The sequence below is a fragment of the Bacillus sp. FSL R5-0560 genome (assembly GCF_037966305.1).
GTDB lineage: Bacteria > Bacillota > Bacilli > Bacillales > Bacillaceae > Bacillus > Bacillus mojavensis.
In genome coordinates this window covers 1,804,928-1,818,506 of sequence record NZ_CP150195.1, presented here as the reverse complement: position 1 = coordinate 1,818,506, position 13,579 = coordinate 1,804,928, and the positions used below count along the sequence as shown (strand labels likewise).

Sequence of the window (13,579 nt, the reverse complement as noted above, 5' to 3'; positions counted from 1 at the left end):
CTCCCCCCTTAAAACTTATATTCATTAGAATGTTACAGCTAATCTTGCGTTAGCTATTTTTTCATACGGAATATCGATCCGTTTCTTTCTTGTTTTGATTGTCATCTCAACTGTCACTGTTTGTCCATCAAATTCAGCCAGCTCTCCTTCAAACACTTTTACGCCGTCAATCGGCTCATAGGTCTTAATGTATACATTTTTCCCTAGTGATTTTTCAAAATCGGCTTTTTTCTTTAATGGACGCTCAGCTCCCGGGGATGAAACCTCAAGAAAGTAATTTTGGCTGATTGGGTCTGCCTCATCAAGCTTCTCGCTTAGAGCTTCGCTTACTTTGGCACATTCCTCAATATCCACACCGTCATCGGAATCAATAAACACGCGAAGGAACCAGCTTTGACCCTCTTTGACGAATTCAATGTCAACGAGTTCAAGCTGAAGGCTGTCTACGATTGGCTGAGCCATTTCTTGAACGGTGTCAGTCACTTTTTTGCTCATGTTCTTCCTCCTTGTGCTGTCGATATCATATTCACTCGTCACTCTGCATAAAAACCCTGCTTCAAAAGAGCAGGGGCTTTAAAGTAAACGATGAACATGTCGAGACAAAATTGTCTTGTTCAATACAAAAGAGCGGGTTTCCCCACTCTTTGCCTCGGTAATCGTTAGCATTTCCAATAAAACTATACCATAACCATATTTTTATTGCAAATGGATATACGTTTACCTTTACGCTGTTAAGCTGATCACAGGGGCTCTCATCATACGATTGCACTTTTGCCGCACATGTATGCATAAAAGCAGAATTTCTTAAGAAATTCTGCTTTTATATGCTAAAACAGCGATAATTGGTTTTGATCCGGCAATGACTCCAAACAGCCGTGACGATCTAAATACTCTAAAATCGTTTTTGATACTTTCCCTCTCTTTTGCAAATCTTCTTTTGAGAGAAATTCTCCTTCTTCACGGGCCTTTACAATATTTAGAGCGGCGTTCGTACCTAAACCAGGAATAGAATTAAACGGCGGGATCAGACTGTTGCCGTCAATAATAAATTCCGTTGCACTGGAGCGGTATAAATCGACTTTTTGGAACGAATAGCCTCTTTCACACATTTCCAGCGCTAACTCTAATACTGTGAGAAGGTTTTTTTCCTTCGGTGACGCATCAAGCCCTTTGGAGTTGATATCCTCCATTACAGCTTTGATTGCTGTGGAGCCTTTGATCATCGTATCGATATCAAAGTCGTCTGCACGAACGGTAAAATAAGCCGCATAATACAGTAGCGCGTGATGCACTTTAAAGTAAGCAATGCGGACTGCCATTAATACATAAGCCGCGGCATGGGCTTTCGGGAACATGTATTTAATCTTTTTGCAGGAATCGATATACCAGTCTGGGACATTGTTATTTTTCATTTCTTCTTCCCATTCAGGCGTTAAACCTTTTCCTTTACGCACAAATTCCATGATTTTAAACGCCAGTGACGGCTCGAGGCCTTGATAGATTAAATAAACCATAATGTCATCACGGCAGCCGATCACCTCACTCAGCTCACAAATATTATTGTGAATGAGTTCTTGGGCATTGCCGAGCCATACATCTGTTCCGTGAGACAGCCCTGAAATCTGAACGAGCTCAGAAAATGTTGTCGGCTTTGTGTCTTCAAGCATTTGCCGGACAAAGCGGGTTCCGAATTCAGGGATTCCCAAGGTGCCCGTTTTACATCCTATCTGTTCCTGAGTGACACCGAGTGATTCGGTTCCTTGGAAGATTTTCATTACTTCAGGGTCATCCGTCGGAATCGTTTTCGGATCAATGCCGCTTAAATCTTGGAGCATACGGATTACCGTCGGATCATCGTGCCCCAGAATATCAAGCTTCAGCAGGTTGTCATGAATGGAATGGAAGTCAAAATGCGTCGTTTTCCATTCAGAACCTGTCGCATCTGCCGGAAACTGAATCGGAGAGAAATCATAAATATCCATATAATCAGGAACTACGATAATACCGCCAGGGTGCTGTCCGGTCGTCCGTTTTACACCTGTACAGCCCTGCACAAGCCGGTCGATTTCGGCGCCGCGCATATGGAGATTATTGTCGCCGGCATAGCCTTTTACATAACCGTAGGCTGTTTTTTCTGCAACCGTACCGATCGTTCCGGCACGATATACGTTGTCTTCTCCGAACAATACTTTTGTATAATTGTGGGCCTGCGGCTGATATTCCCCAGAGAAGTTCAAATCGATATCAGGTACTTTATCTCCTTTAAATCCCAGGAACGTTTCAAACGGAATATCGTGCCCGTCTTTTTTCAAAGGCGTTTTGCAATGAGGACACATTTTGTCAGGCAGATCAAAACCTGAGCCGACAGATCCGTCATTAAAGAACTCAGAATGCTGGCATTCAGAACATATATAGTGCGGCGGCAGCGGGTTCACCTCTGTGATCTCAGTAAGTGTCGCAACTAAAGAAGAACCTACCGATCCCCGTGATCCTACCAGATACCCGTCATCTAGAGATCTCTTCACGAGTTTATGAGAGATCAAATAAATAACAGCAAAGCCGTGGCCGATGATACTTTTTAATTCTTTTTCAATACGCGCTTCAACAATTTCAGGGAGCTGCTCTCCGTAAATGCTTCGTGCACGCTGATAGCTCATTTCCCTGATCTCTTCATCAGCGCCTTCGATTTTCGGCGTATATAGGTCATCTTTAATCGGCTTGATGTCTTCGATTAAAGATGCAACCTTTTGTGTGTTGGTTACAACGATTTCCTTCGCTTTTTCTTCCCCTAAGAAGGAAAAAGCTTCAAGCATTTCATCTGTCGTTCTGAAATGCACTTTCGGAAGTTCATGTCTGTTCAGCGGATTCGCGCCGCCCTGTGAGGATACTAAAATCTTTCTGTAAATTTTGTCCTCATCATTCAAATAATGAACATTTCCTGTTGCAACAACAGGTTTATTAAGCTTTTCACCGAGTTTGGTGATATTCGTTATGATTTCTTTCAGCGATTTTTCATCGCGAACCAGTTCTAGCTCAAGCAAGTGGCGGTATACCTCAGGCGGTTGAACCTCGAGATAATCGTAGAATGACGCAACATCTTCCACCTCTTCCGGCGACTTTTGCATCATGCCTTCAAAAACCTCTCCTCTGTCGCAGGCGGAACCGATCAGAAGGCCTTCCCTGTATTTCTCAAGCTGAGATCTCGGAATACGCGGCACTCTGTAAAAATAATGAATATGAGAAAGTGAAACGAGCTTAAATAAGTTTTTCAAGCCTGTGCTGTTCACCGCCAGCACCGTTGCATGATAGGGTCTTGACCTTTGATAAGCGTTGGATTGACCCATATTTTCATTCAGCTGATCATGATACTGAATACCCTTTTCAGCAGCATCCTCCAGCATTTTCATAAGCAAATAAGCGGTCGCCTCGGTATCATAGATCGCACGGTGGTGCTGTGTAAGTTCAATGTTAAACTTTTTACATAGTGTGTTCAGACGGTGATTCTTAAATTCCGGATAAAGGAAACGGCCGAGCTCCAGCGTATCAATGACAGGGTTTTTTGCTTTCTCGACTTGGAGAAGCTTTTTGAAAGCAACGTTTAAAAATCCCATATCGAAGCTTGCATTATGGGCAACGAGAATGTCATCGCCAATCCATTCTCTGAAATCTCTTATCACGTCTATTACATCCGGCGCGTCGACCAGCATATCATCAGTGATGCCTGTCAGTTCAATGATAGTCGCTGAAAGCGGACGATGCGGGTTGGCAAATGACTCAAATTTATCAATGATCTCCCCGCCTTTCACTTTTACAGCCGCCAGTTCAATAATTGTATCGTACACAGCGGATAGTCCGGTTGTCTCGACGTCAAAGACAACATAGGTTTCTTCATCAAGCAAACGGTGTGCGGGATTATAGGCAATCGGCACCCCGTCATCCACGATATTTGCTTCCATTCCATAAATCATTTTAATTCCATGTTTTTGGGCAGCAGAATACGCATCTGGGAAGGATTGAACGACAGCATGGTCAGTCAAAGCGATCGCCTCATGCCCCCATTTTTTCGCCTGTTCGACAAGCTTTCCGATGCCTGTTACAGCATCCATTTGGCTCATTGGGGAATGCAGATGCAACTCTACCCTTTTTTCTCCTTCAGGCGCTGTATCCTCACGGGCTTTTGCTTTTATTTCATTTACATCGTTTGCAATCATGACCAAATCTCGGACAAAGGTGTCGTTTTGAATGCTTCCGCGCGCTTTTACCCACATACCTTTTTTCAGAGACTTCATGAGGGCCGCATCTTCTTTTTCTCTTGCAAACATTTTAATTAAGATACTATTTGTATAGTCAGTAATTTTAAAGATGCACAGCGTGCGCCCGCTTTTCAGTTCTCTGGTTTCCACATCAAACACATAACCCTGAACCGTAATTCTCCGTTCCTCGTCCATTATGCTGTCAAGTGTTCTGATTTCCTCGTTATCTTTAATTTGATAGCCGATGACAAGGGGTCCTGAAGGAACTTGATCTTCATCACTTTCTTTATCTTTCTTTTCCATTTCAATTAACGCCTGCATTGCCCGCTCTTGGTCTTCAGCTAGCTTTTGCTCCCGAAACTTTTGTACTTCTTGATCAGATACAAATATTTCAGCATCAAGCTGAAAATCTGGAAACCCAAATTGACGGTATCCCGCTTGAATCATCGCACTGTATTTGTTCTTAAGAGCAGATGCTTCTGTATCCGTTTTTGTTTTGACAATCAGTTTGTTGCCCTTCAGCTTCGGTTTTTGCTGGCTTAAGAGACTGATAATCGGCGGTGAAATACCTTGCAGCTCTTCAATGCAGCGTGTCCAATAATCCTGCACGAGACCTTCGTCAACCTCGGCATCATGCACTGCGATTGAGGACGTCACTTTTGCAATATGGGCAAACGATTGAGTCAGCCTCATGGTTAACATGTTATATATTTGATAAGGCAGCAAAGTTTTAAATTTAAAATGAAAATGCCAAGACTTAGACGCTTTGTGTATCGTCAGCTTTTCAATCTCGCCATCTTCAAAGTATGTCATGAAGGTATCATCTGTCATATTAATCTGCTGCAGAAGAATTTGAAACTGCCTTCTGTTTACTGATAACTGTTCCATTAAGACAGTATTCCCCCCTTAAAAACATCATAAGTGAAGGTACCTCAGGCAATGAGGTACCTTCTATTATTTCTATTTTAACATGTTTTTTGATAAATCGTTATGGTGTTTACTGCTTGCTGATAAAAGCAGATAACTCATCAACAGAAACTTCTGTTGACTCACCCGTTTTGCGGATTTTAACCTCTACAATTCCTTCATCAGCCCGTTTGCCGACAGTAATACGGATTGGAAGACCGATTAGATCCGAGTCAGCAAATTTTACGCCGGCGCGTTCCGCCCGATCGTCATACAGCACTTCATAGCCTTTCGCTTTTAAATCAGCGTACAGCTTTTCAGCCAATTCTCTTTGCGCATCGTTTTTGATATTCAATGCAAGAATATGAAGATCATACGGCGCCACGCTTTTTGGCCATATTAAACCTTTTTCGTCGTGATGCTGTTCAGCAATGGCAGAAAGGGTTCTGGAAACACCGATTCCGTAACAGCCCATCAGCATTGGCTGCGCTCGTCCGTTTTCATCTAAATATGTCGCATTCATCGCTTCAGAATAACGAGTTCCAAGCTTAAAGACTTGTCCGACTTCGATTCCTTCTGCAAAACGGATCGTGCCTTTACCGTCTGGTGACGGATCGCCTTCCTTAATAAAACGAAGATCTGCAAATTCTTTAATTTGCGCATCCCGGTTTACGTTGACATTTTTATAATGATACTCTTCTTCATTCGCACCGGCAACAGCATTAACCATTGCTTTAACAGCGACATCTGCATAGACGTCAATCTCTTGATTCACACCGATAGGTCCGACAAAGCCTGGCTCTGTTCCAAGCTGCTGAACGACCTCTTCATGAGAAGCAAGTTCCACAACCTCTGCATGCAGGAGATTCTTCACTTTAATATCATTTACTTCGTGATCCCCTCTAACAAGCACCAGAACAAAACGGTCATCCGCTTTAAACAATACCGATTTAATGCAGGCTTCAGCCGAAACCTGTAAAAATGCAGTCAGCTCATCGATCGTTTTCACATTAGGAGTGTGCACTTTTTCTAAAGCGATAGGCTCTTCATTTGAAGGGACTTCCTGATAAAGAACTTCAGCCATTTCGATATTGGCTGCATATTGGGATTCATCAGAGTACGCAATGGTATCCTCTCCGATTTCAGAAAGCGCCATAAACTCATGTGTATCTTTTCCACCCATGGCGCCTGAGTCAGCGATAACAGGTCTTACATTAATGCCGCAGCGGGCGAAAACATTAGAATACGCGTTGTACATTTTTTGATATGTTTCATCCAAGCTCTCTTCGGAAGCATGGAAAGAATAAGCATCCTTCATAATGAATTCGCGGCCTCTTAATAAACCGAAGCGCGGGCGTTTTTCATCCCTGAACTTAGACTGGATTTGGTACAGAGTCAGAGGGAGACGCTTATAGGATTTAACCTCATCGCGAACGAGTGAAGTGATCACTTCTTCATGCGTTGCCCCTAAAGCAAATTCACGGCCGTGACGATCTTTAAGTCTCATCAGTTCAGGACCGTACGTATACCATCTGCCTGATTCCTGCCATGTCTCAGCCTGCTGCAGCGCGGGCATAAGCATTTCTACAGCGTCGATTTTTTCCATTTCCTCACGGACAATCTGCTGAATGTTTTGAATAACCTTATACGCAAGAGGCATATAGCTGTATACCCCGCTCGTATTCTGTCTGATAAATCCTGCTCTTAGAAGAAGCTGATGACTTTTCGCTTCGGCATCAGCTGGTACTTCACGGAGCGTAGGAATAAGCGTCAAGCTTTGTCTCATTTCTTCGCACCTCTGATTGATTTACTTTTCATTTACAAAAACAGCCGCTGGATATCGTTCCATGTAACGACCAGCATAAGAAGCATTAGGAAAGCGACTCCGATAAACACCACAAAGGCTTCTTTATCTCTGTTGATCGGTTTGCCCCGAATCGCTTCTATAAATAGAAACAACAGTCTTCCCCCGTCAAGAGCCGGAATCGGAAGCAGGTTGACGATACCAAGGTTAATACTTAAAAACGCAGCAAACTGGAATAAATTAATGATTCCCGTCTTTGCCACTTGGTCTGTCATATCGTATATGCCGACAGGACCTGAGAGCATATCAATTTTAAATTGTCCTGTCACTAATTTACTGAGATTCGTTAATATCGCTTTTGTAACATCAACAGTTGATGTTGCACCGTAAGCAACGGCTGAGAGAACGCCTTTCTCAGTCGGCGCGTATGAACCAAAGCGGCCGATTGTTTTTTTGTTCTCGTCTTTAACGGCTTCCGGAGTAACTGAAATGTGGAGCGTTTTGTTATCTCTTTTTACCTCAACGTCAATTTCTTTATCCGGGTTTTCTTTTACCGCAGAGACAATGTCGGTCCAGGACCTCATCTTCTCTCCGTTAATGCTTTGAATGTAATCTCCTTCTTTTAGCCCTGCTTCGGCCGCCCGTCCGTTGTCTGTCAGCTGTCCAAGCATAGGCTCATTTGACGGAACACCCTGAATCAGCCCAAGCATCACTAAAATGACATAAGCCAATATGAAATTCATAATCGGACCGGCGGCAATCGCCTTAATTCGCTGCCACACAGGTTTGGAACCAAATTGGCGGTTATACGGCGCGATCTGCACTTCTTCTCCGTCTACAATGAAAAAGGAGGTTTCACTCACAGTAAAGCTGGAAAGCTCATCCTCTTTCCCCTGTTCATAGCCGGTGATCTTCATGTCATGCTCTAGGTCCGCCGTTTCCACCTCGATGATTAAAGCATCCGGGTATTTTTCCTTTTGATTGATGATGACTTTTTCAACCTGATCCTCTTTGTTAAAAAGAAGCCCGATCGTGTAGCCGGGTTTCACCTCAATCATTTCCGGATCCTCTCCGGCCATGCGGACAAATCCGCCGACCGGAAGAAGTCTGATCGTATACACCGTTTCATTTTTTTTGAACGAAAAGATTTTTGGACCAAAGCCGATCGCAAATTCACGGCACAAAATTCCCGCTCTTTGGGCTAACAGCAAATGGCCCAGTTCATGGAAGAAAACGAGCGTTCCGAAAATAATGATAAACGCTATAACTGTATTCACGAACATACCACCTTATGTGAGTATTGAATTGACGTATCCCCGGGTATCTTTGTCCACTTCCTGAATGTCTGCCAAGCTAGGCTTTTGAATAAGCTGATGGCGGTTTAATGCCTTTTCGATACAGTCTTCAATCGCCAAAAACGATATCTTGCCGGCTAAAAAGGCGGCGACAGCCACTTCATTTGCCGCGTTTAGCACAGTCGGCATTGTTCCTCCTATTTTACCTGATTCAAAGGCAAATTGTAAGCAGCGGAACCTGGCAAAGTCAGCTTTCTCAAAATGAAGACTGCCGATTTCCCACAGCTCGAGTCTTTTGGCGTCTGGCAATGGCAATCGGTCGGGATAGGTGAGCGCATATTGAATCGGAACCCTCATATCCGGAGTGCCAAGCTGTGCAATCACACTTTTGTCATGAAACTCTACCATGGAATGGATGATACTCTCCTTATGTAAGACCACATCGATTTGTTCATATGGAATATCGAAAAGCCAATGCGCCTCAATCACCTCTAATCCCTTATTCATCATTGTAGCCGAATCAATCGTGATTTTTGCACCCATTGACCAATTCGGGTGCTGTAATGCATCTTCAATTGTAACTGATTCGAGCTGCTCCCGCGTCTTGTCCCGAAAACTTCCGCCGGATGCCGTAATGATGAGGCGATCAATGTTTTTAGCCTGTTCGCCTTGTAGCGCTTGAAAAATGGCTGAATGCTCACTGTCAACGGGCAGCAGCGGAACATTGTATTTCTTAGCATGTTCTTTAACTATATGCCCGGCAGTGACAAGAGTTTCCTTATTTGCAAGCGCAATTGTTTTTTTCTGTTCGATCGCCTTTAAGGTAGGGATGAGACCGACACTTCCAAGCAAGGCATTGACAACAATATCGACTTCCTCCATAACTGCCGCTTCAATCAGGCCTTCTTCTCCAAGCCCGATTTGGCAATCAAATGCAAAAGAAACTTGTTTTAATTTGTGATATGTATCCAGATCACCGACAGATACAAACTTCGGCTGAAAGGCCTCTATCATCGGCACGGCCTTATCAATATTTTTGCCGAACGACATAGATATCAGCTGAAATTGGTCTTGGTGCGTACGCAATACATCAAGAGTCTGTTCGCCGATTGATCCTGTTGCTCCTAAAAGACAAATATTTTTCAAAGTGCCACTACTCCTATTCTTTTTGCTGCATAATCAGTCTCATATTCATATTAGACTTTTTTATGAAAAAAGGGCAAGCAGAAAGTACAAGAAAGGCATGACAAACAAAAAACTGTCAAAACGGTCTAGCACCCCGCCATGCCCGGGAAGAATCTTCCCAGAATCCTTTACCTCGTAATGTCTTTTCAGAGCGGATTCTACTAAATCCCCAATCTGTCCGAAAACAGACAAAAACAGCGTGATCAAAAGCAGATAGAAATATGGGATCGGCAGGTTTGCGACAAGCTGAAAAATTGTCGAGAGTACAAGTGCAATGACAATTCCGCCTACAAATCCCTCAACTGTTTTATTAGGGCTGATTTCAGGCCACAGTTTTCGTTTACCAAGCGACTTCCCGACAAAATATGCACCGGAATCAGTCGACCAAATCACGACACAGGCATAAAAGATGTATGTCAGCCCGTGCTGATCAAGGTTTCTGATTTCAATAAAATAATGAAAACACATTCCGATGTAAATCGTTGCAAGGGTAATAAAGCCGACTTCATCAAAGGTAAAAGTGTTCTTTACCAATACTGTGTACGTCAATAAAATAAGTACTGCGAACAAAGCCGCTTCAATTTTCGAGATACCAATCGCTTCAAAAAAAGAATACTGGCTTGGCATTAAGAACATCCACAATAATAAAAGACTGATCAATCCCGGCAGTGACACAAGCTTAAGTTTTTTCATCCGCAAAAGCTCAAAAAGCGCTACACTGCCCATTGCATAAACTAATATGGTGAACGGCAATTCCCCGACAATAACTAAAAATAAAAATACAATTGCTGCCAGAACACCTGTCAAAATTCTTTGTTTCATGTCCACCATCCTCTAAATTCCGCCAAACCTCCGGCCCCGTTGCTGATATTCTCCTAACGCCTGCAAGAAATGATTTTCTTTAAAGTCAGGCCACAGGACGTCAGTAAAGACAAATTCACTGTAGGCAACCTGCCAAAGCATAAAGTTGCTTAGTCTAATCTCGCCGCTCGTTCGGATTAAAAGTTCAGGATCCTGCAAAGATTCAGTCATTAAATGTTTAGAAAAAAGCGATTCATCAATGTCTTCTATATTCAAAGAACCCTCCTTGACTTTTTCCGCGAGTGTTTTTGCAGCAGTGACAATTTCAGTACGTCCCCCATAGTTGAGAGCAAAATTAAGAATCAACCCGTCATTTTGCGCCGTATCCTTTACAGCCTTTTCAATCGCACGCATTGTGTGCGGCGGCAAGGCTGATTCATCTCCTATAATCCGGACCTGCACATTCTCCTCAACAAGCTCCGGGAGATACGTATTTAAAAATTCTTCAGGAAGCTTCATCAAAAAATCAACTTCCATTTTCGGCCGCTTCCAGTTTTCTGTTGAAAATGCGTACAAAGTCAGTACTTTGACACCCAATTCGTTAGAAAGCTTTGTCGTCCTTTTAACCACCTTCATTCCTTCATGGTGGCCTGCAATTCGGGGAAGAGAGCGTTTTTTAGCCCAACGGCCATTTCCATCCATTATAATGGCGATGTGTTCGGGGATTTCTCCCTTAAGTATGTCTTCTTTTGTATAGCGTTCTAAGTTGGAAGCCGCAGTTTGCTGGTTCTTCCAATTTTTGAGTATGTTGAGCATGAGATTCCTCCGTCACCCAAAAAGGTTGCATTCCCTGCTGATAACGATGTAATCAACAGTATTAACAAAAAAACCCCCTGTAAACATGAGAGGGTCTTTTCACTATTATCTATTGTACATAGTTTTTCATTAAACTTCCATGATTTCTTTTTCTTTGTCTTTTGTGACACTGTCAATTTTTGACACATATTCATCTGTCAGTTTTTGAACATCTTCAGTGGAAGCACGCAGTTCGTCTTCAGTGATGTCTCCGCTTTTCTCAAGTTTTTTGAGATCATCGTTCGCATCACGGCGTACATTTCGCACAGCCACTTTCGCGTCTTCAGCATATTTTTTTACAACTTTGACTAATTCTTTACGTCTTTCTTCTGTTAACGCAGGAATCGCAATGCGAATCATATTGCCGTCACTCGTTGGCGTTAAGCCTAAATCCGCTTTTAAAATTGCTTTTTCGATATCACCGATTGCTGACTTGTCGTATGGTGTTATAACCAGCATACGAGCTTCAGGCACGTTAATAGAAGACAGCTGATTTAAAGGTGTCTGTGCTCCGTAATATTCAACTGTTACTTTATCTAATAAAGATGGGTTCGCACGGCCTGCTCGTACAGTAGCCAGTTCACGCTGATAAGCAGCAATTGCTTTTTCCATTTTTTCTTTCGTTTGTGTTAATACTTCTTTTGACACGTTATTTCCCCCTCACGATCGTTCCGATTGATTCGCCTGTCACAGCGCGTTTAATATTTCCTTCTTCCATAATAGAAAAGACGATTAGCGGAATGTCATTATCCATGCATAAAGATGATGCTGTTGAATCCATAACTTCCAAACCGTCTTTTAAAACGTCAAGGTAAGAAAGCGATTCATATTTAACAGCTGATTCATCTTTTCTAGGGTCAGCATTATACACACCGTCAACATTGTTTTTAGCCATTAAAATAACGTCTGCTTCAATTTCAGCAGCCCGCAGTGCAGCTGTCGTATCAGTTGAGAAGTATGGGTTCCCTGTGCCCGCAGCAAAAATCACGACACGTTTTTTCTCTAAGTGGCGTATCGCTTTTCTTCTGATGTATGGTTCAGCAACTTGTCTCATTTCAATGGATGTTTGCACTCTGGACTGGATTCCGAGTGTTTCTAAGCTGTCTTGAAGAGCAAGCGAGTTCATCACTGTGGCCAGCATTCCCATATAGTCAGCAGTTGCACGGTCCATGCCCAGGTCACTTCCTGTTTTTCCGCGCCATAAGTTGCCGCCGCCTACTACAACAGCCACTTCGACTTCAAGCTCAGCGATTTCTTTCACTTGCTTTGCAATGGATTGAATGACAGTAGGGTTAATTCCGTTACCCTGTTCCCCTGCCAATGCTTCACCGCTAAGCTTTAATACGATACGTTTGTATTTTGGTTTTTCCATAATAACCTCCAAGTGTAAACATTGCCGTTTTCTATTATGCAAGAGAAAAAAAGGTTTGTAAATATAGTTTTAAAAATAGGGAACACAAAGTGTGTCCCCTATACTGCCTGAAAAGACGCGACTTGATCGCGAAATCTTTTCACCATTATTTTTTCACTTGGTTCATTACTTCTTCAGCAAAGTTTTCTTGACGTTTTTCGATACCTTCTCCAACTTCATAGCGAACGAAAGTTTCAACAGTTGCGTTTTTCGCTGCAACAACTTGTTTCACTTTTTCATCTGGGTTTTTAACGAATGCTTGGTCTAAAAGACAAATTTCTTCGAAGAATTTGTTCAGACGGCCTTCAACCATTTTCGCTACGATGTTTTCAGGTTTTCCTTCTTGAAGAGCTTGCTGAGTTAAGATTTGACGCTCATGGTCTGTTTCTTCTGCTGATACTTGGTCACGAGAAATGTAACGAGGGTTAACCGCAGCAACATGCATTGCGATATCTTTTGCAGTTTCTTCGTCAGTTGTACCGTTAAGAACAGTTAATACGCCGATGCGTCCGCCCATGTGAAGGTAAGCACCGAATGCAGAGCTGTCGTCTTTTGTAAGAACAGCAAAGCGGCGAAGAGTGATTTTCTCACCGATTTTAGCTACTGCACTTGTAATGTACTCTTCTACAGTAGATCCGTTGTCCATTTTTTGTCCCATTGCTTCTTCAACATCTGCAGGAGTGTTTGCAAGAAGGTGGTCAGCTAATGTGTTAAGAAGCTCTATGAAGCCTTCGTTTTTCGCAACGAAATCAGTTTCAGAGTTTACTTCTAAAATAACACCTTTGTTGCCGTCAGTTTTAATAAGAGTTGAACCTTCTGCTGCGATACGGTCAGCTTTCTTCGCTGCTTTTGCAATTCCTTTTTCTCTAAGAAGGTCAATTGCTTTGTCCATATCTCCATCAGTTTCAGTTAACGCTTTTTTACAATCCATCATACCCGCGCCAGTTTTTTGACGCAGTTCTTTTACTTGCTGTGCAGTAATAGCCATTTGTATTCCTCCTTATATGTTTAAACAAGATATGTATCATTACATTTTTCTTGAAAAAAGGTGATAAAAGGCAGTCCCTCT

The 13,579-nt window shown here is 42.7% G+C and carries 10 protein-coding genes; all 10 read right to left on the bottom strand.

The window, feature by feature from the left end; all coding sequences use genetic code 11:
* Positions 1 to 24: 24 nt before the first annotated feature.
* The 10 genes from rimP to tsf all read right to left on the bottom strand — a co-directional run bounded on the left by rimP (position 25) and on the right by tsf (position 13,498).
* Positions 25 to 495 (bottom strand): ribosome maturation factor RimP, encoded by a 471-nt coding sequence (rimP, locus tag NST56_RS09405; protein ID WP_010334281.1) that lies wholly within the window; start codon positions 493 to 495, stop codon positions 25 to 27.
* Positions 496 to 827: 332 nt separating this feature from the next.
* A complete protein-coding gene (locus NST56_RS09400) occupies positions 828 to 5,141 on the bottom strand; it encodes a PolC-type DNA polymerase III (protein ID WP_339181482.1) in 4,314 nt (1,437 codons plus the stop codon).
* 109 nt (positions 5,142 to 5,250) lie between these two features.
* The gene (gene proS / locus NST56_RS09395; RefSeq protein ID WP_029441266.1) at positions 5,251 to 6,945 is read right to left on the bottom strand and encodes a proline--tRNA ligase; all 1,695 of its coding nucleotides are present in this window, start codon (positions 6,943 to 6,945) and stop codon (positions 5,251 to 5,253) included.
* A gap of 32 nt (positions 6,946 to 6,977) precedes the next feature.
* On the bottom strand, positions 6,978 to 8,246 hold the full coding sequence (rseP, locus tag NST56_RS09390) for an RIP metalloprotease RseP (protein ID WP_339181480.1): 1,269 nt from the start codon (positions 8,244 to 8,246) through the stop codon (positions 6,978 to 6,980).
* A 6-nt stretch (positions 8,247 to 8,252) separates the two neighbouring features.
* A complete protein-coding gene (gene dxr, locus NST56_RS09385) occupies positions 8,253 to 9,404 on the bottom strand; it encodes a 1-deoxy-D-xylulose-5-phosphate reductoisomerase (protein WP_010334278.1) in 1,152 nt (383 codons plus the stop codon).
* Positions 9,405 to 9,464: 60 nt separating this feature from the next.
* A complete protein-coding gene (cdsA, locus tag NST56_RS09380; RefSeq protein ID WP_168747846.1) occupies positions 9,465 to 10,274 on the bottom strand; it encodes a phosphatidate cytidylyltransferase in 810 nt (269 codons plus the stop codon).
* Positions 10,275 to 10,277: 3 nt separating this feature from the next.
* Entirely contained in the window at positions 10,278 to 11,060 is a 783-nt protein-coding gene (locus NST56_RS09375; protein ID WP_339181476.1) for an isoprenyl transferase, read from the bottom strand.
* 129 nt (positions 11,061 to 11,189) lie between these two features.
* Positions 11,190 to 11,747 carry a ribosome recycling factor gene (gene frr, locus NST56_RS09370; protein WP_010334276.1) on the bottom strand — a complete coding sequence of 186 codons (558 nt, stop codon included), beginning with the start codon at positions 11,745 to 11,747 and terminating at the stop codon, positions 11,190 to 11,192.
* Position 11,748: 1 nt separating this feature from the next.
* Entirely contained in the window at positions 11,749 to 12,471 is a 723-nt protein-coding gene (pyrH, locus tag NST56_RS09365) for a UMP kinase (protein WP_010334275.1), read from the bottom strand.
* A 145-nt stretch (positions 12,472 to 12,616) separates the two neighbouring features.
* Complete coding sequence (gene tsf, locus NST56_RS09360; protein ID WP_029441263.1) at positions 12,617 to 13,498, bottom strand: translation elongation factor Ts; 882 nt, start codon at positions 13,496 to 13,498, stop codon at positions 12,617 to 12,619.
* Positions 13,499 to 13,579: the final 81 nt, after the last annotated feature.